The sequence below is a fragment of the Faecalibacterium sp. I4-3-84 genome (genome assembly GCF_023347255.1).
In the GTDB taxonomy this organism is placed as follows: Bacteria; Bacillota; Clostridia; order Oscillospirales; family Ruminococcaceae; genus Faecalibacterium; species Faecalibacterium taiwanense.
The window spans coordinates 2,537,006-2,558,775 of sequence record NZ_CP094466.1 but is presented as its reverse complement, the minus strand read 5'-3'; the positions used below and the strand labels follow the sequence as shown (position 1 = coordinate 2,558,775).

25 protein-coding genes are annotated in these 21,770 nt (G+C 56.0%); 4 read left to right on the top strand and 21 right to left on the bottom strand.

Annotation, left to right across the window (positions count from 1 at the left end; all coding sequences use genetic code 11):
- Window positions 1-11: 11 nt before the first annotated feature.
- The 9 genes from MTP41_RS12595 to MTP41_RS12555 all read right to left on the bottom strand — a co-directional run bounded on the left by MTP41_RS12595 (window position 12) and on the right by MTP41_RS12555 (window position 7,363).
- A complete protein-coding gene (locus MTP41_RS12595) occupies window positions 12-3,848 on the bottom strand; it encodes a metallophosphoesterase (protein WP_249235647.1) in 3,837 nt (1,278 codons plus the stop codon).
- On the bottom strand, window positions 3,848-4,225 hold the full coding sequence (locus MTP41_RS12590) for a hypothetical protein (RefSeq protein WP_249235646.1): 378 nt from the start codon (window positions 4,223-4,225) through the stop codon (window positions 3,848-3,850). Before MTP41_RS12590 ends, MTP41_RS12595 begins: the two co-directional genes overlap by 1 nt.
- Window positions 4,226-4,227: 2 nt before the next feature.
- Window positions 4,228-5,259, bottom strand: a complete 1,032-nt coding sequence (locus tag MTP41_RS12585; protein ID WP_249235645.1) for a hypothetical protein — start codon at window positions 5,257-5,259, stop codon at window positions 4,228-4,230.
- 89 nt (window positions 5,260-5,348) lie between these two features.
- On the bottom strand, window positions 5,349-5,546 hold the full coding sequence (locus tag MTP41_RS12580) for a DUF6011 domain-containing protein (protein WP_117505089.1): 198 nt from the start codon (window positions 5,544-5,546) through the stop codon (window positions 5,349-5,351).
- A 15-nt stretch (window positions 5,547-5,561) separates the two neighbouring features.
- Entirely contained in the window at window positions 5,562-5,789 is a 228-nt protein-coding gene (locus MTP41_RS12575; protein ID WP_117505091.1) for a hypothetical protein, read from the bottom strand.
- Window positions 5,790-6,383: a transglycosylase SLT domain-containing protein gene (locus MTP41_RS12570; RefSeq protein WP_249235644.1), complete on the bottom strand. Its 594-nt coding sequence runs from the start codon at window positions 6,381-6,383 to the stop codon at window positions 5,790-5,792.
- A gap of 7 nt (window positions 6,384-6,390) precedes the next feature.
- Window positions 6,391-6,579, bottom strand: coding sequence for a hypothetical protein (locus MTP41_RS12565; protein ID WP_249235643.1), 189 nt, complete (start codon window positions 6,577-6,579; stop codon window positions 6,391-6,393).
- A 3-nt stretch (window positions 6,580-6,582) separates the two neighbouring features.
- Window positions 6,583-7,074: an XRE family transcriptional regulator gene (locus tag MTP41_RS12560; RefSeq protein WP_249235642.1), complete on the bottom strand. Its 492-nt coding sequence runs from the start codon at window positions 7,072-7,074 to the stop codon at window positions 6,583-6,585.
- Between the two features lie 76 nt (window positions 7,075-7,150).
- Window positions 7,151-7,363 carry a helix-turn-helix transcriptional regulator gene (locus MTP41_RS12555; protein ID WP_249235641.1) on the bottom strand — a complete coding sequence of 71 codons (213 nt, stop codon included), beginning with the start codon at window positions 7,361-7,363 and terminating at the stop codon, window positions 7,151-7,153.
- Window positions 7,364-7,548: 185 nt separating this feature from the next.
- Here MTP41_RS12555 and MTP41_RS12550 point away from each other — a divergent pair, with 185 nt between their 5' ends.
- The gene (locus tag MTP41_RS12550) at window positions 7,549-8,112 is read left to right on the top strand and encodes a helix-turn-helix domain-containing protein (protein ID WP_156070655.1); all 564 of its coding nucleotides are present in this window, start codon (window positions 7,549-7,551) and stop codon (window positions 8,110-8,112) included.
- Window positions 8,113-8,159: 47 nt separating this feature from the next.
- On the top strand, window positions 8,160-9,752 hold the full coding sequence (locus MTP41_RS12545; protein WP_249235640.1) for a recombinase family protein: 1,593 nt from the start codon (window positions 8,160-8,162) through the stop codon (window positions 9,750-9,752).
- 113 nt (window positions 9,753-9,865) lie between these two features.
- Here MTP41_RS12545 and MTP41_RS12540 read toward each other — a convergent pair whose 3' ends face one another.
- Entirely contained in the window at window positions 9,866-10,525 is a 660-nt protein-coding gene (locus MTP41_RS12540; protein ID WP_249235639.1) for a vWA domain-containing protein, read from the bottom strand.
- A gap of 91 nt (window positions 10,526-10,616) precedes the next feature.
- Window positions 10,617-11,648 (bottom strand): macro domain-containing protein, encoded by a 1,032-nt coding sequence (locus tag MTP41_RS12535; RefSeq protein ID WP_249235638.1) that lies wholly within the window; start codon window positions 11,646-11,648, stop codon window positions 10,617-10,619.
- Window positions 11,649-11,762: 114 nt separating this feature from the next.
- Here MTP41_RS12535 and MTP41_RS12530 point away from each other — a divergent pair, with 114 nt between their 5' ends.
- Complete coding sequence (locus MTP41_RS12530) at window positions 11,763-12,644, top strand: DUF5131 family protein (protein ID WP_341474312.1); 882 nt, start codon at window positions 11,763-11,765, stop codon at window positions 12,642-12,644.
- Window positions 12,645-12,663: 19 nt separating this feature from the next.
- Here the strand turns inward: MTP41_RS12530 and MTP41_RS12525 are convergent, their stop codons facing one another.
- The 8 genes from MTP41_RS12525 to MTP41_RS12490 all read right to left on the bottom strand — a co-directional run bounded on the left by MTP41_RS12525 (window position 12,664) and on the right by MTP41_RS12490 (window position 19,266).
- Entirely contained in the window at window positions 12,664-13,116 is a 453-nt protein-coding gene (locus MTP41_RS12525) for an aminoacyl-tRNA hydrolase (RefSeq protein ID WP_005946299.1), read from the bottom strand.
- A gap of 12 nt (window positions 13,117-13,128) precedes the next feature.
- Window positions 13,129-13,716 (bottom strand): pentapeptide repeat-containing protein, encoded by a 588-nt coding sequence (locus MTP41_RS12520; protein WP_118528193.1) that lies wholly within the window; start codon window positions 13,714-13,716, stop codon window positions 13,129-13,131.
- Between the two features lie 87 nt (window positions 13,717-13,803).
- Complete coding sequence (locus MTP41_RS12515; RefSeq protein WP_249235637.1) at window positions 13,804-14,580, bottom strand: HAD-IIB family hydrolase; 777 nt, start codon at window positions 14,578-14,580, stop codon at window positions 13,804-13,806.
- A complete protein-coding gene (locus MTP41_RS12510; protein ID WP_249235636.1) occupies window positions 14,565-15,026 on the bottom strand; it encodes a DUF523 domain-containing protein in 462 nt (153 codons plus the stop codon). Before MTP41_RS12510 ends, MTP41_RS12515 begins: the two co-directional genes overlap by 16 nt.
- 85 nt (window positions 15,027-15,111) lie before the next feature.
- Window positions 15,112-15,411, bottom strand: a complete 300-nt coding sequence (locus MTP41_RS12505) for a helix-turn-helix domain-containing protein (protein WP_097778295.1) — start codon at window positions 15,409-15,411, stop codon at window positions 15,112-15,114.
- 331 nt (window positions 15,412-15,742) lie between these two features.
- On the bottom strand, window positions 15,743-16,090 hold the full coding sequence (locus MTP41_RS12500; RefSeq protein ID WP_097778394.1) for a desulfoferrodoxin family protein: 348 nt from the start codon (window positions 16,088-16,090) through the stop codon (window positions 15,743-15,745).
- Between the two features lie 198 nt (window positions 16,091-16,288).
- Window positions 16,289-17,617, bottom strand: a complete 1,329-nt coding sequence (locus MTP41_RS12495; RefSeq protein ID WP_120019610.1) for a 6-phospho-alpha-glucosidase — start codon at window positions 17,615-17,617, stop codon at window positions 16,289-16,291.
- Window positions 17,618-17,670: 53 nt separating this feature from the next.
- Window positions 17,671-19,266: a PTS transporter subunit EIIC gene (locus tag MTP41_RS12490; RefSeq protein ID WP_097778297.1), complete on the bottom strand. Its 1,596-nt coding sequence runs from the start codon at window positions 19,264-19,266 to the stop codon at window positions 17,671-17,673.
- 264 nt (window positions 19,267-19,530) lie between these two features.
- On the opposite strand from MTP41_RS12490, the gene MTP41_RS12485 reads away from it, so the two are divergent.
- Complete coding sequence (locus MTP41_RS12485; protein WP_097778298.1) at window positions 19,531-20,283, top strand: MurR/RpiR family transcriptional regulator; 753 nt, start codon at window positions 19,531-19,533, stop codon at window positions 20,281-20,283.
- A gap of 199 nt (window positions 20,284-20,482) precedes the next feature.
- Here MTP41_RS12485 and MTP41_RS15605 read toward each other — a convergent pair whose 3' ends face one another.
- Both MTP41_RS15605 and MTP41_RS12480 read right to left on the bottom strand, forming a co-directional pair.
- Window positions 20,483-20,611: a hypothetical protein gene (locus MTP41_RS15605; RefSeq protein WP_256372185.1), complete on the bottom strand. Its 129-nt coding sequence runs from the start codon at window positions 20,609-20,611 to the stop codon at window positions 20,483-20,485.
- A 63-nt stretch (window positions 20,612-20,674) separates the two neighbouring features.
- On the bottom strand, window positions 20,675-21,757 hold the full coding sequence (locus MTP41_RS12480) for a hypothetical protein (RefSeq protein ID WP_249235635.1): 1,083 nt from the start codon (window positions 21,755-21,757) through the stop codon (window positions 20,675-20,677).
- Window positions 21,758-21,770: the final 13 nt, after the last annotated feature.

Sequence of the window (21,770 nt, the reverse complement as noted above, 5' to 3'; positions counted from 1 at the left end):
TGCTGGTGATTTCAAGAGTAGATGACCTTGCTGCCCTCCGCCGTCTTTACAACGTCAACGGCCTGCGGGAAACGGGCTTTCATCTCCGGGTCGTGAGTGATAGCCATAATCTTGAGCGAGGAATACCGTTTCTGGATGGCCTCGAGGGCGTCGCAGTAGGCCTGTACACCCTTGTCGTCGAGGAACGGCGGCTCGTCGATAAACAGGAATCCGAGCTGCACTCCTGCGGTGCTGCTCTTGAGCTCTGCCAGCGCAAGGATGACCGAGAGGGCCGCCTTAACGCGCTCGCCGCCGGAACGGCTCATATAGGGCAGAGCTCCGGTCGCCGCGTCGTTTACGATGATGTCCAGCGCGGTGACCTCTTTCTTGCTGTTGCTCTTGAGGGTCTTTTCCATGCGCATCTCAATGCTCATGTGGCCGCCTGACATCTGGCTGATGATGCTCGTCGCGGTCGCCTCGAACAGCGGGACGATGCTGCGGACGATGTTATGCGGAATACCGTCCTGAGAGAAAGCCCGCTTGAGCTCCTCATAGCCCGCTGCAAGCTGGCCCTGTTCCGTCGCCTGACGGCGAAGGACTTCGAGCTTTGCCTCTGCCGTCTCGATTTCTTCCATCTGCCTGCGGCTGTGTCCGGCCTGCTGGTCCAGCTCTTCAATGCGGATATTGTCCACCGTGAGGGCTGCATCCGCCTCCGCGTACTGCTCCTTGAGTTCGTCAACATCAGCCTGCGCCTTTGCGAGGGTCAGAATCTCCGCATTGATGCCATCAATCGCCGTCCGGGTCTTTTCTGCGTAGGTCAGGAGCTCCGTGAGGCGGGTCTGCGCTGCGCTCTTTTTAGCCTCCGCTGCCGGGAGCAGCTTTTCCAGCTCGATGTATTTCTTAACGTCCGAAAGCTGCGCCTCAATGCTGGCGAGCTCCGCTGCGTTCTGCCGGAGCTTTTTCAGCTCGTCCTCAACGACGAAACGGTCTGCCTCGAGGCTCTCGATATTGGCCGGAATGGTTTCAAGCTCCTCGTCGATGGCCTTGATGCGCTCTTTAACTTCCGCGAGGCGTTCTTTCTGCGCCGCCAGCTTTGCGAACCGCTCCGAGGCTTTCCGCAGGTCTGCAACGAGGAAACGCTGGGCCTGCAAATCCTTGCGGCAGTTGAGGCCCGTTGCCTTTTTCTTTGCGGCCTGATACTCAGCGTCGAGCTGCTCGGCGCGCTCCTCAGCCTGCTGCCGGTAGGTTTCCAGTTCCGTCTCGGCCGCAGGCAGTTTCTTTTTCGCCTCCACTGCATCCTGCAGGAAACGGCATTCCGGGTTCTCGACCGGGCAGCCGCAGGTCTCGAGCATGATGGCCCGGGAGCGGATATGTGTGACCTCGTTCTCTTTTATGTCGAGCCAAGACTGTATCCGCGCGGTTTCTGCGTTCTTGGTTTGGAGCAGCTTCATGGCCTCTTGGTCTGCTGCGAGATACTGCTCGTCCTGTTCTTCCAGCGCGGTGAGCCGTTCGCTCGCTCCTGCGAGGTCTGCCGCTTTCCGCTCGAGCTCGTCATAGTCCGCGAGGGCCTGCTCATAGCTCCAACACGTTGCCTGTGCAGAAAGTTTTTCGGCCTCGAGACTGCCTTTCTTTTTCCGCTGGGCAGAGAGCGCGGCCATAACGTCCCGCAGCTTTTCTTCCTTGGGCTGAATCAGGGCCGCCGTTCCCAGCAGTTCCTCCCGCCGCGCGGAAAGTTTTTCGTAACTCTGGCTGCCCGCCTCGACCTCCTCGCGCTTATCGAGGAGAGCCTGTGCATCAGAAATCTGCGCTCTGCTAACCGCCTGCGCGCTGGCGTTCGCGTTCTTCTCCGCAATCCAAGAGCCGAGCTCGCTGGCGAGCTTTTCCGACCGCTTCTGCGCCTGCTTGGCAATGTCGAGCTTTGTCTGCGCCTCGCTCATGGCCTTTGTGTGGATGGCCCTGTCTGCTACCGCGCCGGCCTTTTCGACGGCCGTCTTGTTCATGGCCGCCTCGACCGTTGCCTTGTCCGGCATCGTCCGCCCGGTCTCCTCCTGCAAATCCGCGATGCGCCGGAGCTCCCGGTTGGCGTCTGCTGCCCTGTTGGCCGCCATGCTCTCCATGCGGTCATAAATGCCGAGGCCGAGGATGTTTCCGAGAATTGCCATGCGGTCCGCCTTGTCGGCCTGCAAAAAGAGGCCGTACTGGTCCTGCATGATAAGCCCAGTCGCCTTGAGCGTCAGGCTGTCCATGCCGATGGTGTTCTCGATGATGGCCTGCGTATCGCGGTATTTCTCCGCGCTGCGGTTCTGCCAGCTCTCGTCCACATACTCGGAGAGATTCAGCGTCGCCTTGCCGCTCTTTGTGCGGGTACGGGTCACGCGGTACAGCTTGTCTCCGAGGTAGAATGTAAACTTGATGGAGCCGCTGCGGGCATCCGGGTCGTTGCAAATCCAGCCCGTGAGGTCGCCCTCCCGGGGCTCCTCGAAAAGGGCGTCCAGCATAGCGTCCATAAACAGGCTGGACTTACCTGCGCCGTTCTCGCCGTTGATGGTGGCAAAGGAAATGCCGTCGTAGCTGAACAGCTCGTCGCGGTAGTTGCGGTAGTTCTTGACCTCAATCTCCACCGGCATAAACACGCCGGTCGGGGTCTCAAGGCGGCCTTTTTCCATCGCCTCCGAGATAATCGGACGGGCTAACTCAATGATGCGCTGGGCGTCCTCCGGGCTCTTTTCCTTTTCGGCGAGGTACTCCGCGAGGTTCTGCTCCGGGCTGTTGTCGCCGTGGAGCTCGTCGCGGTTCACACTTGTCGTGATTTCCTCCGGCGTGATTTCGGAGACGTAGAACACGCCGCCGTCATAGAGCCTTTTTTCGAGGACGGCTTTGTTGAAAGCCTTGTTTGTCTCGTCTGAACAGGTATAGAGAACGCGGACGATTTTCCCCTTGAGTCGGTCAGGTACAACAACTCGCTCTGCACTCAGCATTGCGCGGACGTCGTCCTCTCCGAGGCGGATGGTCTCGAACTCCCGGTAGGGCGTTTCGACGTACTCGCTCCATGTCTCCCCGTCGTCGTCGATGTCGTGGATGTAAAAGCCTCGCGGCTGGCCCTCGTCGTTGAAGTTGAGGCCTGTAATGCTGCCGCAGTAGAACACCGCACGGCCTGCCTCCGGGAGCTGCTGCGGCCGGTGGATGTGGCCAAGTGCCACGAGGTCGAAGTCTGCGGCTTTCAGGGTGTCGGGGTAGATGACGGGCTCAAACTGTGCAAATAGCGCGGTCTGGCCGCTCTCCATGTTGCATCCCGGGACAGTGAAGTGCGTAGACAGGATGCTCGTCACACCGGGCTCGCACTGGGCCTTGAGGCCGAGGACAACCTTTGCCAGCTCGTCCGTGAATACCTGCGTTTCCTCCTCTCGAGAGAGGCCCGGGTGCGCTGCCCGGTGTACACCACGGTCAAAGCCCGGAATACAGGCCACATCTACGCGCTGCCCGTGGTAGGTGTGGATGTGGAGCACCTCCGGCTCCGTTACGACGCTGACCGAATCATCGCCGTAAAAAGCCGTCGTCAGCATCTCGAACTGCTCCTCGCTGTCGTGGTTCGGAGTGCCGCGCAGCACGACGGTCGGGGCCACGTTGGAAAGCCGCCGGATGTGGTCTATAGCCGTCCGGCTCTCGCGGAGACCTCTGTCCGACCATACGCGGGCCTGATGGAAAATGTCGCCAGATACGACGATAAGGTCCGGCCGGTGCTCCTCCGCGTACATCTCCTGAAAATCAAGGCAGCGGCAGATGTCCTGAAAGCGGGCATTCTGTCCGCCGACCTCTGGCCCGGGGAAACTGCCGATGTGCCAGTCTCCGGTGTGCAATACTTTCAGCATCACATATCCTCCTTGAGCAGCTCTTTGATGATGTCGTCGAGCTTGCCGCGCCGCGCTGCATCCGCACGAGACTTCGCGCCCTGAATATTCCTCATTTCATTTTCGGTCGGAACCTGCGCGTAGACCTTGTGGCCAGAGCTGATGCTGAACGAAATGTAGTCCAGCGCGATCTTTGCGAGCTCGGTGCGGTCAGGGCTGCGGAACGTCCCAATAGGGTAGCAGATGCGCTCGGCGTTGGTGTAACGTCCGCCGCCGGAAATAAAGATGGTCGCCATGAGCTGTGCCTCGTGAGGGATTGTTTCAGTCTCCTTGACCTCAAACATTGCCACGTTGTCCGAATTGACGGCTACCATGCCGTCCTGCGAAAGAATCATCATAATCATTTCCTCCATGTATGGTTTCTCTGGCAGTCGCGGCAATAAGCCACTCCGCCGAAATGCTTGCGGCTGTACTCTGCTACGTCGAGGCCGACCTGCTTACCGCAGTCCGCGCAGAACTCGCTGTCGCCGTTCCGGCCCTGCTGTCGGTTGCTCGGCGCGGGCTGCTGCTGGCGAGGCCGCTGCGCCGGTCTCTCGGGCTGCTGCTCCTGCTGGGGCTGCTCCGGTACGACCTCAAAATCCGGCTCCGGCTGCGCATACCCCTCGTCGTCATCGTCCACATAGACCGTATGGCTGGTTTTCGGGCGGCTGCCGTACAGGTCATTCGCCGCGCCAAACATGGACTTTACCGCCTCCTCGCGGACGGCCGGGTTGTCAAGGTTCGGGACAAGGTATGCCACGACAAAGGGCTTTTTGAACTCCTCGATAAGGTAACTGGACTTAATCTGCATCGCGGTGCGGAGTGCGCGGTTGAGGGCCTTGCTCTCGCACATCTCGCTGCGGAACTTCATAAATTCTGCCCGCTGCTTCTCTGTCATCCCGGCTGTCACATCATCCACCGCAATTTCCTTATGGGCGACGATGGTGACATTCTCGCCGGTGAGCTGCGGGACGCTGATTCGGACCTCGTGCTTGACGTCCTTGTTGGGGCAGCCTCCGCAGCGAATCGGCTTTCCGATGCTGCGGTTGACCTCAGCGCACTTCTGGCAGGTGGACGGGACGACCGGGCGGCTGGAAAGAATCTTGATGCCTGCGGCTCGCATGAGCTTGGTGAGGCCCTTTTTGGTGAGGGCGTACTTGGCCGGGGTCGCTTTGTGGACGTACCCCTTGCTGTCGCGCCACTCGTCCTTGGCTTTCTCCATCTCATAGATTTCGCCGTCGTTGAGGTTGGTGCTGATGCTCACGGAGTTCATCACCGGCTTTTTGATGTCGGCAATCTCCGTCACGGTCTGCATCGGGACGAGGAGGTTGTACTGAGCTGGCGGGTACTGCTGCGCAATGGTGAGCGCAGCGTGATTGTTCTGTTCGTTCATAATTCACGCTCCTGTTGACTTTTGATGTGGAGCGAGATACAATAGGCTTGTCCGACAAGAGGGTCGTGCTTTCGAGCGCGGCTCTTTTTTTATGCCTGTGTATCCGGCTCCTGCTGCTCTGCCGCTGCTGCGGCCTCCTGCTCGTCCAGCTCCTTGAGCAACTGGGTGATGGTCTTGCCTGTCTCCTTGCGGCAGCAGGTCGAGCCCATACCGACGCGACGGGCAGCCGCACTGCGCAGCTTGCGCGAGCATCTGCCGCAGAGGCAGAAAAGGTTCTGTTCAGCCATGTGGTTCACCTCCTTTCAGTGGTGCTTGAGCATTCCGAAAAATGCGTTGTTGATGACGTGGAACGCAAGCAGCGTGACGCCGAGCACGATAAGCCACTCGCCACCAAAGGCGAAGTAGCCGCGCGCTGCGTAGCTGGCCGGAATGAGTGCCAGCGCGGCGATGAATCCGCAGATACCGGCCGAGAGGACCTCTGCAATCCAGATGGCCGCAATGAGAATCGCTCTGTGAATCTTCCAGTCCATTTAGTGCTCCTTTCTCTTGAGGGCCTGCGCCGTCTCAATGACTGCGCGGCTGTATTTGCTGCTGTGCTGGCCCTTGCTCCACGCTGATTTCATGCCGCTGTCGCCCATGTTGTAGGCCATGAGAGCCTTGTCCGGGTCGTCGTACTTTTGGAACGCCCGCCCGAGGATGTATAAGCCAGCCTCGATGTTCTGCTCCGGGTCCATCACATCCGTAATTCCGAGCTCTTCGTAGAGCCAGCGGTGATTGCAGATGTTAATCTGCATAAGGCCGAAGTCTCCGGTGTCGCTGACCGCATCCGGCTGGTAGCTGCTCTCCCGCTCGATGACGGCGAGGGCGATTTCAAACGGGACACCCTGCCGCTCCGCCTGCTCCCGGATGTACCGTTGCAGCTCGTCGCTCATGGGCACGTCGTAGAGGAGCTCCGGCTCCTGTTCGGCCTCTGGCTGCACCTCCATGTAGGCGAGCGTCACATATTCCGTTGCCGGTGCTGCCGCTGTCTGCTGTGCGAGGTTTGCTGCGGCCGTCGTCGCGCAGGAGTAAGCCGCAATGAGTGCGGTGACTGTGCAGAAAAACGCAACGGCCGCAATCTCCATCTTTCTTTTAAGCGCATCCATAATCAGGTGTGGCGGTTGCCGTGAGCGAGCCGACCGTCCTCCGTGCGACGCGGTTGAGGATTTCTTTGACCTCTCCGCTCGTCCGGGTCCGGCAGAAGTCGTCGCAAATCTTGATTCGGGTGTTCCCGATGGTGAAGTCCTCCACGACGTTCCCGCTCTGCTTCGCCTCCAACACTTTTTACACCTCCTGTTTTCCGAATTGCTTTCTGTAAATGAGCTTCAAGGTCTGAGCCTTGTTCGTTATCTCGTCGAGTACCTCGAGGTACTGCTCCATGCGCGGCTTTTCTTTCGCGTCGATGACGCCGTCGGCCGCGATGTCGATGATTTCGTCCTTGACCTCCGGTAACGACTTCATTGCCGAAATGAGCTGCAATGTGACCCGCTCGAGCTCTTCCAGCTCAATCGGTGAAATCGTCCCGATGCCGAGCGGGCAGAGGTGCGAGCAGAAATGGTTTTGCAGCTCCGGCGCGTTGTAGGTGTCCGACAGCATCAGGACCTCCTCCGGGTGCGGGTTGATGGTTCCGAGCTCGATGTTGGCGAGCCGTGTCCGGTCGATGCCGGTCACCTCTGACGCACCCTCTCTGCTGCCTAACCGGTCGTTCCACGATGCCGCTGCGATTCGTGCCTTGTAGAACACGTTATCTGCGGCTTTCGTTGCCATTTTAGGCATTTATCCCGTGCCTCCTTTCGGTTAAAATATTTACAAGGAAACGCCAAATGTTTGCTTTTGGCGTCATCATTTCGCATCAATGACGCGAAACGGGTCGCTTCGGGTTAAAAAAAAGGTCGTCGTAGGGATAGCCGATGGCCTGCTTGATTTTCAGGCTCAGCTTGAGGGACGGATTCTTGTCTCCGCTCTCAATCTGTGCGTAGTGGCTCCGGCTCACGCCCAGTCGCTCGCTGAAAGTCTGCTGGGTATAGCCTGCGCCCTCTCGGAGCGTTTGCAGCTTTTTCCGCATTCCGCCTGTCTCCTCCTTTCTGTGTGACCCTTTTGGGGTCTTTCTGCGGTTTATTATAGTCCCTAATTGGGTCAAGGTCAAGTTTTTTTCAAAAATTTTTGCTATTTATGACGCAATTAGCGTCATTTGTCCCCGTGAGGGGATTTTTGTGATACAATATATAAGTCTTAGGGAGGTACGTCTGTATGGATAAGTTTTCTGAACGGTTGGTCGCGCTCCGCAAGGAGAAAGATTTGACGCAGGCCGAGTTTGCCCGCCTCTGCGGTAAGCAGCGCACTACGGTCTCCGGCTACGAGACCGAGGGCAAAGAGCCAGATTTCGCCCTGCTCTGCCAGATGGCGGACTATTTCGGGGTAACCACTGACTATCTGCTGGGCCGCGAGGATGAGCGCGCCCACGGTAACGAGGCGTTCCGTCAGGACAATGCAAACTTCAAGCGCAGATATGACGCCCTCTCGAAAGAGCTCCGCGCCGTCGTCTCCTCGACGTTCGATTCGGTCTATGTGCTGCTCTCCCGGTGTATGAACGCGCAGAACGCAGCAGAGCTGGCCCTGTACCGCGAGCTGTTCTCTGAGCTGCAAACCGGTCGCGGCGAGATAAAGAGCATCCTCGCTGATTGCGGGGGAGACCTGGCAGATGCTTTCCCGCAGATTATGGAGAAGCAGAACACGCTCAAGGCCAAAACCGCCTCTATTCTGGATAGCCTCTTGCAGGCTGACGTTGCGGCCTTAAAAGACAGCAACAAGTAACCTATTGGCCTGCGCTCCGGCGCGGGTCTTTTTGTTTGGAGGTCATCATGGAGCAGTATCTCATATACCTGCGCAAGTCTCGTTCCGACCTCGAGGCCGAAGCGCACGGCGAGGGCGAAACGCTCTCCCGGCACGAGCACACTCTGCTCGAGCTGGCGAAAAGGCAGCATCTCAACGTAACCGATATTTACCGTGAGGTCGTCTCTGGTGACACCATCGCTGCCCGCCCAATGATGCAACGGGTTCTCTCCGAGGTTGAGCAGGGCGTCTGGTCCGGCGTCCTCGTCATGGAGGTCGAGCGTCTGGCGCGCGGCGACACCATCGACCAAGGCATCATCGCGCAGACATTCAAGTTCTCTGGGACAAAAATAATAACTCCTATAAAAACGTATGACCCCGACAACGAGTTCGACGAGGAGTATTTTGAGTTCGGCTTGTTTATGAGCCGCCGCGAGTACAAAATCATCAACCGCCGGTTGCAGCGTGGTCGCCTCGCCTCCGCCAAAGAGGGCAAATGGCCGTCCGGTTTGGCTCCCTTTGGTTATCGTCGGGTAAAGCTCAAAAACGAAAAGGGCTGCTCACTCGAGCCCATCGAGGAGCAGGCCGCAATAGTCCGTATGATTTTCGACCTGTACACGGTCGGTTTGCAGGACGAGGATGGTTCCGCTCGCCCGCTGTCTCTGGGTTCAATCGCCACGAGGCTCAACGATATGCACATCCCGTCTCCGTCCGGTTCGCAATGGGCAAGAATCACCATTCGCGGAATCATCAAGAATCCGACGTACATCGGCATGGTGCGCTGGGGCAGCCGTGAGACGAAGAAGAAAGTAGTTGACGGCAAGGTCGTTTCTGTACGCGGTCCTGCCGACCCAGAGAAAGAGTGCATATTCAAAGGCATTCACCCTCCGCTCATTCCGAAAGAAACATTTGAGCTCGCAAACGATAAGCTCACCCGGAGTGAGAATACTTCCACGCACAAAGAAAAGGTTGTCCGGAATCCTCTGGCCGGTCTGCTCGTCTGCTCCGAGTGCGGCAGGCAGATGATGCGAATGATAAACCCTGTCCGTCCAGATATGCCGGTCGTGCGCTGTCCTCGTCGCGGCTGCCCGAATTGTTCGAGCTATCTTCCTATCGTCGAGGAGCGCGTCATACAGGGTCTCTCCGAGTGGATGAAAGGTTATGAGCTCGAGTGGAGCTCCGCTGCCGCGTCGTCCTCCGTGTCGTCGGTCGGCGTCCGGGAAAAAGCTCTCGCCAGCGCGGAGGCCGAGCTCCGCAAATTACAGCAGCAGCTCGAACGTACTCACGACTTCCTCGAGCAGGGCATCTACGACACAGACACCTTTCTGTCCCGCTCCCGAATGCTCTCCGACAAAATCGCTGCCGCAAAGGATAGTGTCGCCCGCTGCTCCCGTGAGTTGACCGAGGAGAAGCTCCGGGAGACCAGCCGCCGTGACATCATCCCTAAGGTTAAGAATTTGCTCGACGTGTACCCGCTGCTCGAAACGGCCGAGGAGAAAAATGCTCTCCTAAAAGAGGTGCTCGAAAAGGTCGTCTACCAGAAGCTAAACGAGAAGCGCAAAAAGAGCCCTGATGGTTTCACCATTGAGATATACCCGCGCATCCCAAAATCCGAAAAATGAAAAGAGAGGGCCGTTTCGGTCCTCTCTTTCTTATAGTTATCCTGTTTAGCCATACTCATAGGGACTGCCCACGATGTCACCCAAGATTGCTCCTAACATGGCTGTTTCCTCCCTTATCTATGATGCCGCTTCTGGAAATCAGCTTCGATTTGTTCTTTCCACTCTGCGCCGATGGCCGCGCAGCAGGGTGCCTCCCGCATCCGGGAAACCGTCTCGCTGACAACGTGGTAGTTGACCGCCACGCCCTGTGCGTCATTCTCGAACCGCACAGCCCGGTCGGACGAGATGCCGAAGCGGGCAGCTTCCTTCACGGCGTCCATGTTGGCACCGAGGAACAGGAACTCCCAGCCGTACTGCTCTTTTTCCCTCTCGATCATCCGGCGGATCTTCTCATAGCTAAACCGTTTGCTGGCGTTTTCCAGTCCGTCGGTGGTGATGACAAAGATGACCTTTTCGGCACGCTCGTCCTCCGGCAGATGGCGCTGAATATTCACCATCTTTTCCATGCCATAACCAATGGCATCCAGCAGCGCCGTGCAGCCCCGGACGTAGTAGTTCTTTTCCGTCAGCGGTGCAACAGCCTTCAGCGGGAAACGGTCGTGCAGCAGCTGCACCTCATGGTCGAACAGGATCGTGGTCACATTGGCCTCGCCCTCCTGCTCCTTCTGCCGGGTCAGCATAGCATTGAACCCGCCGATGGTGTCCTGCTCCAGCCCGCCCATGGAACCGCTGCGGTCCAGAATGAAAACAAGCTCGGTAAGATTTTTCTTCATAATAAATGCCCTCCGTTTTGTGGTGTATCGCTTTCGTTGGCAAAAGGATACCACAAACCGGAGGGCAAAAGGTCAACGGGCAGGCGACAAATCACGCACCCAGCTGTTCCTGATCGTATTCAAACAATAGCGTATTGACCTGATTGATGTTATAGATTTTGTGTTCCAGGCAATACCGCACGATCCAGTCCCGCTTGGAGCCATCCGAAAAGGCATAGCCCGCGCTCTTGAGCAGGTCGATGGTTTCATCTTCGGACAGGTGCAGCCCCACCGCAAAGGCCAGCACCGTTTTCTTTTTGGGGTTGTAGTCGCGATTGCACTGAATTTTGGAGAAATGCTGCCGGGAAATGTTGGACTGCTTGTACACGGTGGAGTCTTTCAGCCCCCGCTCGTCAATGAGCCGCAGCAGCCGGGTGGTGAAGCTCTCGCCAAGGTTGTCCATCAGGCTTTCCAGACTGCGGGCTGTCCTGGGTGCCGCGGCGGGTGTCGGAACTGCACCTAGCATCGGCACGGCGGCATCTTCTTCCAGAAGCCTCCGCCGCTCTGACAATTCCCTGCGCCGACGGCCAAATCCGTAGCTTTCATCGTTCTGTGCTACATAGTGGTCGTCAATGTACTCCTCCACCGAGGCGAACAGCTTCCGGCTCACGGCCAGCGAGTCCCGGTCGTAGAGCACCAGATACACGGTCAGGTCGTGCTCCATGACGTATTGCGTGATGGTGTCCACCGCAATGCGGAAGGCCTGTTCTTTGGGGTAGCCATAGTTCCCGCTGGACAGCAGCGGAAAGGCCACGCTCTCGCAGTGGTACTCTGCGGCTAATTCCAATGCGGAGTGGTATGCACCGGCTAATTGTTCAGCTTCGCCGAACCCGCCGCCGTGCCACGCTGGGCAGACTGCATGGAAAATATATTTTGCGGGCAGACCGAATGCCGGAGTACACACGGCTCTGCCCAAATCGCAACGGCCGATGGCTTCGCAGGCGGCGGTCAGCTCCTGCTCCCCTGCCGCCTGATAAATGGCACGGCTGGTGCCGCTGCCCTGCAAAAGGTTCCGGTTGGCCGGGTTGACAATGGCATCCGCCGCCACTTTGGTGATGTCATTGCGGATCATCAGAAACGGCATGGTGGTTCCTCCCTCACATGGTTTTCTTCATCCTATCACATCCGGCGGGGCGGTGCAAGGGGTGCTCTTGTTTCCTGTCCGCGCAGCTATTATAATAATAGGTATCGAAAGAAGGTGAGCTTCCTGCACGACATCTGGAATCCATGGCACGGCTGCGTCAAGTGCAGCGAGGGCTGCCAGAACTGCTACATGTATTTTCTCGACCGGATGCGGGACCAGAACGGAGCCGAGATTTACAAAACGAAAAGCGGCTTTTCCTATCCGCTCCAGAAAGACCGCACCGGACACTACAAAATCCAGAGTGGTGAGCAGATCCGGGTCTGCATGACCTCGGATTTCTTCTTGGAAGAAGCCGACCCGTGGCGGGTTGAGGCGTGGGACATCATGCGCCAACGCAGCGATGTGGTGTTTTTTCTGCTCACCAAACGGCCGCAGCGGGTACGGGAGTGCCTGCCGCCGGACTGGGGCAGCGGTTGGGACAACATCTTTTTCAACGTCACCTGTGAAAATCAGCGCCGCGCCGATGAGCGCATTCCCATTCTGTTTGACCTGCCCTTCAAGCACAAGGGCATCATGTGCGCACCCTTCATCGGGCCAGTAAGCATCCGGCAGTACCTTACCGCCGGGCAAATCGAGCAGGTCATCTGCGGCGGCGAAAACTACGATGGTGCCCGCCCCTGCAATTTTGATTGGGTCAAGTCTCTCCGGCAGGAATGCGTGGATGCCAACGTGACCTTCTGCTTTATCGAGACCGGCACCGTGTTCATCAAGGACGGCAGGCGCTACCACCTGCCAAACAAGCAGCTGCAAAGCCGAATGGCCTGTAAATCCGGCATGAATTTTCAGGGCAGGCCCATTCATTTTGACCTCGTGGACGACTGGGGCTACCCCATCCCGCAGGAAGATCTCTATGTGCCCCATTTCCGCGCAAACTGCGAGACCTGCGGCAGCAAGTTGATCTGCAACGGCTGCAGCGATTGCGGAAAATGCTTATAAAATAAAGGAGTTCCAGGAATCAATACAAATGAAATTTATGGCTGATCTGATGTGCAATTTCATCCGGCAGCGGGCGGAAACCGATGCAGGTCAGGGTCATGCCCTCTCCGTTTTCATCAAATTCTTCCGGTTCCAGCTCGGTGTGGCAGGCATCCCGGATAAGGAAGAAGTCTTTGTTTTCCACAAGGCCCAATTCCTCGGCAATTGTCTTTGCTTTCAGCAGTTGATTGCGGTTCTTTGCCCCGCAGATAGTTTTGGTAAAAGAGCCATCGAACCATTCTTCATAGGTTGCTTTCTCCAACATGATTTCTGCCCGATAGCCGGTAATTTCTCCGTCTTTCTCAATGGGTTCCACGCCCTGTCCCATGCCGATGGGGTCGGTGAGGAATGCCAGCGAAGCATGGCAGCACTGCGCCGCCAGCTTACCGGGAGACATCTGCAGGTCCTTTCGGGCAATGATGAGTTGACGCATTTTCTCTCCTTCTTATGACAGCTTGATCTTCAAATCTGCCAGCAGATTCACTGCTTCCGGCAGGGAAAATTTCGCATCCTTCAGGCGGCTGCCCAGAATGTCCACCCTATAACCGGCGGCATCCCGGAAATCCGCCTTGCGCAGGTCACACTGGTAGAATTCCGTTTCGTGAAGTTCCGCGCCCTTGAAATTCGCCAGCTGCATCTCGCATTTGGCAAACATTGAGCCGACAATTTCGTTGCCATCCGAAAAGTCGAAGCGGTTGAAGTTCATTTCGGTGAAGGTGTTATATTTCAGACTGCACTCTTTCAGCGTGTGAATGGGGTCTGGGAAGGCACCATTGGACATCAGCGGTGCCCACTCGATTTCATTCAGGCGGCAGTCCTCAAAATCCAGCGACTGCACCGAGGAATGGGTACTGCGCAGACCTGTGATCTCACACCGCACGAATTTGCACTCGTTCAGCGTGGTATGATCCAGTTCGCACTTGGTAAAAGAGCAATCCGCAAATACGCAATCGGTAAAGTCGCAGTCCTCAAAAGTCTCCTCGGTGAACGACAGGTCAGCAAACCGTTCACCCTCACAATAACGCTCTGTCATAAAATTCTCCTGTCAGCGCAGTTCTTCCAGCAAAGCCGTGCAGCTTGTATCGTATCATTTCAAATTTGGAACGTGCGCGTTCCAAATTTACGCTTGCTTCAAGAACTCCCGCAGCACATCCTCTGGGCGGGGTGTATGGTTCGGGTACTTTTCCCGCAGCGGTGCGGCGGCACCATCCATAATGTAGGGCACACCCACAATGTCCAGCATCGACACATCGTTATAATTGTCGCCAAAAGCCATCACATCGGCAAGGTCGATGTCCAGCGTCTTGCAGATGCTGCGCACACCGATGCCCTTGTTGGCAAAGGTGGTGTCGATCCAGTACGGCCCTGCCACAGCGCAGTTCGCCTCTTTCCATCGTGGGACAAACCGTTCCGTGTAAGATTCTACGCCTTCGTGCAGATACACCGATACTTTTGTGATCTCCTCCGGCACCTCAGACGGGGCATGAATGATCTGATAGTTGTTCCCGATGAACTGAATACGCTTGAGCATTCCCAGACCCCGCTCCATCAGGTAGGCGGTATTCTGACCGGAGAGCATCACTTCGCCCTGCCCGTCGCTGCGGGTCCACAGGTCGTTGGCGATTTCTTCGGCCAATGCACGCGGCATCGGATTCTTGGCGATGCACTGTTCGTCCTTATAGATCACGCCGCCGTTTTCGCAGAGAAACACACAGCAGTCCGCCACCGGTGCAAAGAGCTTGCGCAGGCTGGTATACTGCCGGCCGGATGCCGGGCAAAACAGAATGCCGCGCCGATGCAGCTCCCGTATCTGCTCAAAGATCTCGTCTTCCAGTTCCTTTTTGCCGTATTGCAGCAGCGTACCGTCAATGTCGCTGCAAATCAGTTTGATTGACATTTTCCGTCCTCATTTTTCAAGATAATTTTAGGCAATTCCCCGGCATCCAGAACACGGACGCCTTCGTCCATCAGCATCATGGCAAAAACGCCCTGTCCGGGAATCTTTGTCCCGGAAAACGTTCCATCGTAAATTTCCTTCACGCCGCAGCTGGGGCTGCGGGATTGCAGGATGGCAAGCTCCACCCCATTTTCTTTTGCGATGGCAAGGGCCTTGGCTGCGCCCGCTCGGAACTCCCGGTCCACATTGATGCCCTCTTTGTTCGTGACAACGCCCTGCACGATTTCCGCCGGGCACCGCGGTGTGGGCAGGCCGCCCAGCACCTCCGGGCAGACCGGAACCACCTGATGCCCCCGCGCAAAATCACAGACCGCCTGATTGTAATTGTTTCCGCCGCTGTATTTGCAGTTTTCGCCCAGCAGGCAGGCGCTGACCAGAATCTTCATTGTTGCGCGCTCCGTTTTTCAGATACTGAATCTTTTACCTATTCTACCACGCTTTTGGACATTGAAAAAGAGGATTTTGCTTTTCCTATCCCCATACCGGGAGGTCCGCCGTAATCTTTTCTAATTCCTGTGCAAGAAACGTCAGTCTTTCCCTCAGATGGTTGTTATGCGGTGCATCTCCGTTCAGCAGATAGTCCGTTCTGACATTCAGGCAGGACGAAAGATCCTGCAGCAACTCAATCGAGCAGCAGCGGCTTCCCGTTTCAACTTTTGCAAGATGATTCGCACTAACGTTCAGCATTATACTCAACTGTTCCTGTGTAATCCCCTTCTTTTTCCGCAAATTGCGGATACGTCCGCCGAATTCTTTTGCATCAAATCGCATTGTTCAATCCTTTCCTTTGCGCCGAAAACACAAACAGGCCGAGACTCCTTTTCCAAGTCCTGGCCTGTTTTCAGCTTGAAAATGCACAATGACCGCGACTCGATGGAGCTGCTCTTGTGAGCAGCTCACGGAGTATTATCAGCCTTTAATGCATTTCAGGCAATTTTCCCTCTTGCGCAACTGAAACTTGCGCCATGGCGATATTATAGCAAGTGTTTTCATCACTGTATCCATCCCATTTATACACAGTTCCGAACCAAAAGAACCGCATAAAGTTCTCATCAAAAAACAGGGAGTGACATCAAATCACTCCCTGTTTGCATTGATTGTATCAGAGTTTCGTCATCCAAAGGCCATGCAGGTTGCAGTATGCGTAAACAGCCACCGGCTTTTCACTTCCCAGTTCAAACCCCACGTTGGGAGCCTGCCCCGGATTCAGATAGCGGATCTGCCCGCCGTTCTCAGTCTCCACAAAAATCCACTGAATATAGTGAACATCCGCCATGGGGTGCTCCACCGCGCCCACTGTGACCGTGAGACGACTGCCGGAAAGCTCTGCCACCGGCAGATGCTTCTCGCCGCTGGCTTCCACCGTATTGGGAACCAGCTCTTTCATCTTCTCCCCGCAGCAGACCAGCGGAACGCCTGCGTTATGGATGGTATAGAGCCACGTTATCATAGCGGACAGATCGTATGGGTAAAGCGCTGCGAAGAACTTGAATGCGGAGATATCGGGATATTCGTATATGATGACTGCAGATACCTGTAAATATGACAGCAAAAAACTCCCCGGCATCCTTCTTGGAAGGAATGCCGGGGAGACGTTCAATGTTTTATGGGCTCAGTTGTCCGGTATCAGCCGCTGACGAAGTACTTATCAGTGCAGCTCCGGCCAGTAAGCCTTGTTGGCAACGATCATATCGTCCAAGATCTTCTTGGCGACCAGCAGGCTGGGCACGGTCTTGGACAGAGTAAAGGCCATCAGTGCCTTCTCGTAGGAGTGCTCCACAGCAGCATCCACGATCAGCTTCTCCACAGCCTCCTGCTGCTCGATCAGACCCTTGTAGAAGGTGGGAATCTCGCCCACACGCACGGGTTCCGGGCCGCGGTCGGTGATGTAAGCGGGAACCTCCACCATGGCGTCGGAGGGCAGGTTCTCCACAGCACCGTTGTTTTCCACCATGACCAGATAGCGCTTGCGCAGGTCGAAGGCAAGGCTCATGGCAACGTCCACGATGAACTCGCCGTGCACACCGCCGAAGAACTTGGTCAGGTCTACGTCCTTACCGGCACGATAATCTGCCACAGCATCAAAGATGCGCTTCTCGCGGCCTTCCATGACCTCATTGGCACGGGTGTGGTTGGGATCGCTGCTCTTTACAACTTCATCGCCCAGCAGGTAGTACTGCATATAGGTGTTGGGCAGATAGTCATGGAAAGCAGAGCAGATGTTCTTGGCGTTTGCGTAGGTGTGCAGCCAGGACGGATCGCTGTGCAGCACATCGCTCTTGGCGTTCTGGGGCATATAGCCGTGCTCTGCTACATAGCTCTTGAGCTTCTCGGTCACATCCTCACCGTTCAGGCGCACCTTGGTGAACCAGCCGAAGTGGTTCAGACCAAAGTAGTCCACTTCCAGATCATGACGGTCGCACTCCAGAATCTCGGCCATGTTGCGCTCGATGGCAACCGGCATATCGCAGATGTTCAGGATACGAGCCTTCGGGCGCAGACGGAAGGTTGCCTTTGCCACGATGGCAGCGGGGTTGGAGTAGTTGACGATCCAGTAGGTGGGCTTTGCGTACTTCTCGCAGTAATCGATCAGCTCCACCATGGGGTAGATGGTACGCAGACCGTAAGCCAGACCGCCAGGGCCGCAGGTCTCCTGACCCACAACGCCGTACTTCAGCGGGATTTTCTCGTCCTGCTCACGCATAGCGTACAGGCCGACACGCATCTGTGCAAAGATGAAATCTGCATCGGTCATGGCAACTTCCGGGTCGGTGGTCAGGGTCAGCTTCAGTTCCGGGTCGAACATTTCCACCACATGGCGGACGATGACACCCACAGCCTCCTGACGCTCTGCGTTGTTATCGTAGAGCACCAGCTCATTCAGCTTGAAGCGATCCTTCTGCACCAGCAGGCTCTTGACGATGCCGGGGGTATAAGTGCTGCCGCCGCCGGCGATGACCAGTTTGAACGTTTTCATAAGGCAAGCCTCCTATTATAATGTTTTTTGTATGATGAATAAAAGCGGATATCTTATTCTGCGCGACCAAGGTAGCTGTCCACGATGGCACGCATCTTTCCCACTTTGGGGCCGTAAATGATCTGGATGTTGTTGCCCTTTACCACAAGACCTGCGGAGCCGGTGGGCTTGAACCACTCCTTGTCCTTGACCAGAGCGGCATCCTTGACCTGCACTCGCAGACGGGTCATGCAGTTATCGGTGTTCAGGATGTTCTCTGCACCGCCCAGTCCTTCCACGATATGGGCTGCGGTCTGTGCATCGTTTGCGCTGGCAGCAGTCTTTTCGGCTGCGCCGCTGCGAATCTGCTGCTTGACGGCAGCTGCGTTTGCGGCAAGGTCGGTGACTTCTTCGCCGTCCTCACGGCCGGGGGTCTTGAGGTTCATCTTCACGATGAGGAAGCGGAAAACGAGGTACATTACCACGATCTCCACCAGACCCACCAGCACGTACAGCGGCCAGTGGGTGCGGCCAATGCCTGCGGGCAGGTTCAGCACCAGAAAGTCAATGATGCCGTTGGTGGCGCAGACCCGGACGCCAATAAGGTAAACGATCATCTGGAACAGACCGTCCAGAACCGAGTACACCAGCCACAGCGCAGGAGCTGCAAACAGGAAGGTAAATTCCAGCGGCTCGGTCACGCCCACCAGACAGGCGGTAAGGGTAGCCGGGATGATCTGTGCCTTGGTGGCAGCCTTCTTCTCCTTTTTGGCGGTGGAGATAAAAGCCATTGCCACGCCGATCACGCCGAAGGTCTTCATCAGACCGTAGGTCAGAAAACGTGCGGAATCCCGCATCATTGCCACGCTGGGGTCACTGAGCAGGGCAAGGAACACAGGCTTTGCGCCAACGATCTGCTCACCGCCGATGATCATGCTGTCGCCCAGTGCGGAGTAGAGGAAGGGCGACCAGACCAGATGATGCAGACCCGTGGGGATCAGCACGCGGTTCAAGAAACCGTACAGGAACACGCCGAACGCGCCTGCACTTGCCATGACACCGGTCAGGGCGTTGATACCCGCCGCAGCCACAGGCCAGACGTAGCTGGCAACCACCGCCATGACCAGAACGATGGGCAGCAGCACCACAAAGACGAACTTGCTGTTGCCGTACATGGCCATGGCACCTTCAAACTCGGTGTCGATGAAGCGGTTGTGGACCAGCGCCACCACCACGCCAAGGATCATGCCCAGAAATACGCCCATGTCGGTAACGTGATAGCCGAGGCAGATGGTCTGACCGGTGCCGTACAAAGCGCTTGCCGTATCACCGGCGATGGTCAGTCCTGCCACATCCAGCCAGCGGGCATTGGCTGCCAGCCAGACCAGATAGCTGACCAGTGCCAGAAATGCCGCATCTGCCTTGCGCTTTTTGGCAAGGCTCATTGCGATGCCCACGCAGAACAGGATACCCAGATTGCCAATGACTGCACTAACGCCGCCATTGATGAATTTGCCGAGGGTCCAGACAACACCGCCCTCTGTCACCAGTGCCGTGTTGCTCATGACCGAAGAAATCGCCTGCAGCATACCCGCAATGGGCAGGAACAGAACGGGGCCCATCAAAGCTTTGGAAAAGCTCTGCATCGCATCCATAACTTTTTGTTTCATTGGTGTTCTCCTAACGTTCCATGAATCTCTCTTTTCAAATTGTCTCTTCGTTTCGGGGGTGCACCTTACCGTTTCGATGGCTTGATTATATCACTCTGCACAAAAAAATCTACCGAATTGGACTTTTTTTGAACTTGTTCGCAAAAGCTGAAACATGTTTCGCTTTCATGTTGGATACATCGAAATGTTTATTGACAAAATACGCGATTCAGCGTATACTTTATGGAATCAAGCCGTTCTTTGATTCGAAAATCGGAGTAAAATATGAAACACGACCTTTACAAACTGGCAGATCAGCACCATCTGAATGCCAACGAGCAGCAGCTTTTGCAGGCGGTGCTGGAAACCGCAAAAAACGGCGGTCAGTGCAGCGTGCGAGAGTTTGCAGCGCAGAATTATACCTCCCCGGCGGCCGTGATCCGGCTGAGCAAAAAGATGGGCTATACCGGCTACACCGATATGATCTACCGCATCGGTTTTCTGATCCAGAACGAGATCGATAACAAAAACCACGCCTCCGACATTACCGCCTTTATCGGGGATATCCCCGAAGAAAAAATGCACAGCTTTGTGGAGCTGCTCCACGAAAACCGGCAAAAGCCCATTCTTGTGACCGGCACCGGGTTCTGTGCCCCTTTGCAGGAATTTATGGTGCGGAAGCTGCTGGTTCTGGGCTACTGCGCCATCGGCTCCAACAGTTATGAGGTCTACGAAAGCGGTGCACTGAATGCCGGGCTGGTCATCGCCATCAGCAAAAGCGGAAAGACCAATACCATCCTGAAGCCGGTGCAGGACTCCTTTGCACAGCACCGGAGCATCATTGCCTTTGTGGGTGCCGACAATTCTCCCATCGCCCGCTGTGCAGACCCTGCCTTTGTGCTGCTGGACGACAAGATGCTGGACGACCGGAACCTTACCGCCAACTATTTCTATGCGCGCGTGCTTATCACCTTTGAATACCTCATGGATCTTGTTCTGGAGAAGGACGAGCATCCGAACGGAAAAGAAGGGCAGTGAGCGGTTTTCACGCCTGAGAATACGGTCTCTCCTTTCCAATGCCATCAGAAAAGCCGCCCCGGCTAAACCCGGAGCGGCTTTTCTGGTGCAGATATAAAAAGCTAATTATTCAATTTTGACCCGGTGTCCAGAAAACTGGGTACACATTATTTCAAGCTGAAACGCTGTCACTCTGTAGGAACTGCGTAATGTCTGACGATTATCCTTCTACTTTGACCGTAGCACGATTGCTCTTTGCGTTTCCATCCGCATCCAGCGTGATCTGCACAAAATGTTCCGGCTTGTCGTAATCCTTTGTCTCGCCGTCATCGGTAAGAAACTCTGACATTGGCTGGAGCACTTGTGGCTTCAGCCTTATTTTCAATCCAATAGCTGCGGTTGTGCAGCTATTTCAATACAATATCCTCGAAACGTGATGTTCCTGTTTGCCCAGATACAGTTCCACGACCATCCTGCCGCTTTCACTGTTGCAGAGTTCTTCCTTGCAGTAGCCGCAGAGTTTTCCTTCCGCTTCCGATACGTAGCGGTGCAGCGATTCCTGCAGGTCTTTCGGGATGCTGCTCCATGGAATGACATAGCTCATGCCAGTATCCCCCACATCCACGGTGCAGGCCCGCTCACTGTCCTCATCGGACAAAATCAGGTTCACCAGAAACACATCCGCAAACGGTGCTCCCTGATACTCTGCCTTTTGCCGTCTGCGCTCTGTCCGAAGCTCGTCCAGTGCCCGATTCAGGTCATTTTCTGTCAGCGTGGACTTGTACAACAGGACATGCAGTTTCTGCTCCACCGCCCCACTGTCATTCTGACCGTTGGCCGAGAGTTCTACATCTGCATGGATGGCGCAAATTTGTTTCTGCATCGCAGTGCGCAGAGTTTCCAGTTTCTGCTGCCGTTCTGCTTCCAATTGCTGTGCGGACTTTTGATGTACTTCTTTGGTTTCTGACTGTTGCGCAGCATGCTCCTGCTTGGGCTCTGGCTTAGGCTTTGACCATTCGCTGTGCTTTTCTGCGTCAGCCTCCGAAACGTTTTGCCCTAGTACAGTCGGCACCGACACGCTTTTGGCACCGCTTTGTGCTACCGATGCTTTCTGTGCCGCAGAAGGACGCTCCGTTCTCCTTGGTTTTACCGACCGCGTTGCACCTGTGCCCGTGTTTTTCGCTTCCGGCCTTGGTGTTTTCACTTCAGGAGCAGAATTCTTGACACTTGCCGGTCGAGCCTGTGTCTGCATCTGCCAGAAATCGCCGCCGGTGCGCTGACAATAGGACGTCTCCGCTCGTTTCCGGCTGCTGCGTACACCTTCACAGATCCACGAAAAAATCAGATAGCGCTCCAGCGTATTCCAAAAGCTGCTGCGCCGATAGCGGGGTTTATGACGTCCACGGGACGCATACACAATCACCGACAAACATCCGAAGAACAGAAAACCTGCCGCAAAACCGATCCCTGTAAACAGCTTTTTGAAAAAGCCCATCTCTCACACCTCT

What these genes read in the sequence shown, in the direction of transcription:
- MTP41_RS12595 (WP_249235647.1), bottom strand. Translation starts at nt 3,848, where the DNA reads ATGCTGAAAGTATTGCACACCGGAGACTGGCACATCGGCAGTTTCCCC.
- MTP41_RS12590 (WP_249235646.1), bottom strand. Translation starts at nt 4,225, where the DNA reads ATGATGATTCTTTCGCAGGACGGCATGGTAGCCGTCAATTCGGACAAC.
- MTP41_RS12585 (WP_249235645.1), bottom strand. Translation starts at nt 5,259, where the DNA reads ATGAACGAACAGAACAATCACGCTGCGCTCACCATTGCGCAGCAGTAC.
- MTP41_RS12580 (WP_117505089.1), bottom strand. Translation starts at nt 5,546, where the DNA reads ATGGCTGAACAGAACCTTTTCTGCCTCTGCGGCAGATGCTCGCGCAAG.
- MTP41_RS12575 (WP_117505091.1), bottom strand. Translation starts at nt 5,789, where the DNA reads ATGGACTGGAAGATTCACAGAGCGATTCTCATTGCGGCCATCTGGATT.
- MTP41_RS12570 (WP_249235644.1), bottom strand. Translation starts at nt 6,383, where the DNA reads ATGGAGATTGCGGCCGTTGCGTTTTTCTGCACAGTCACCGCACTCATT.
- MTP41_RS12560 (WP_249235642.1), bottom strand. Translation starts at nt 7,074, where the DNA reads ATGCCTAAAATGGCAACGAAAGCCGCAGATAACGTGTTCTACAAGGCA.
- MTP41_RS12555 (WP_249235641.1), bottom strand. Translation starts at nt 7,363, where the DNA reads ATGCGGAAAAAGCTGCAAACGCTCCGAGAGGGCGCAGGCTATACCCAG.
- MTP41_RS12550 (WP_156070655.1), top strand. Translation starts at nt 7,549, where the DNA reads ATGGATAAGTTTTCTGAACGGTTGGTCGCGCTCCGCAAGGAGAAAGAT.
- MTP41_RS12545 (WP_249235640.1), top strand. Translation starts at nt 8,160, where the DNA reads ATGGAGCAGTATCTCATATACCTGCGCAAGTCTCGTTCCGACCTCGAG.
- MTP41_RS12540 (WP_249235639.1), bottom strand. Translation starts at nt 10,525, where the DNA reads ATGAAGAAAAATCTTACCGAGCTTGTTTTCATTCTGGACCGCAGCGGT.
- MTP41_RS12535 (WP_249235638.1), bottom strand. Translation starts at nt 11,648, where the DNA reads ATGCCGTTTCTGATGATCCGCAATGACATCACCAAAGTGGCGGCGGAT.
- MTP41_RS12525 (WP_005946299.1), bottom strand. Translation starts at nt 13,116, where the DNA reads ATGCGTCAACTCATCATTGCCCGAAAGGACCTGCAGATGTCTCCCGGT.
- MTP41_RS12520 (WP_118528193.1), bottom strand. Translation starts at nt 13,716, where the DNA reads ATGACAGAGCGTTATTGTGAGGGTGAACGGTTTGCTGACCTGTCGTTC.
- MTP41_RS12515 (WP_249235637.1), bottom strand. Translation starts at nt 14,580, where the DNA reads ATGTCAATCAAACTGATTTGCAGCGACATTGACGGTACGCTGCTGCAA.
- MTP41_RS12510 (WP_249235636.1), bottom strand. Translation starts at nt 15,026, where the DNA reads ATGAAGATTCTGGTCAGCGCCTGCCTGCTGGGCGAAAACTGCAAATAC.
- MTP41_RS12505 (WP_097778295.1), bottom strand. Translation starts at nt 15,411, where the DNA reads ATGCGATTTGATGCAAAAGAATTCGGCGGACGTATCCGCAATTTGCGG.
- MTP41_RS12500 (WP_097778394.1), bottom strand. Translation starts at nt 16,090, where the DNA reads ATGATAACGTGGCTCTATACCATCCATAACGCAGGCGTTCCGCTGGTC.
- MTP41_RS12495 (WP_120019610.1), bottom strand. Translation starts at nt 17,617, where the DNA reads ATGAAAACGTTCAAACTGGTCATCGCCGGCGGCGGCAGCACTTATACC.
- MTP41_RS12490 (WP_097778297.1), bottom strand. Translation starts at nt 19,266, where the DNA reads ATGAAACAAAAAGTTATGGATGCGATGCAGAGCTTTTCCAAAGCTTTG.
- MTP41_RS12485 (WP_097778298.1), top strand. Translation starts at nt 19,531, where the DNA reads ATGAAACACGACCTTTACAAACTGGCAGATCAGCACCATCTGAATGCC.
- MTP41_RS15605 (WP_256372185.1), bottom strand. Translation starts at nt 20,611, where the DNA reads ATGTCAGAGTTTCTTACCGATGACGGCGAGACAAAGGATTACGACAAG.
- MTP41_RS12480 (WP_249235635.1), bottom strand. Translation starts at nt 21,757, where the DNA reads ATGGGCTTTTTCAAAAAGCTGTTTACAGGGATCGGTTTTGCGGCAGGT.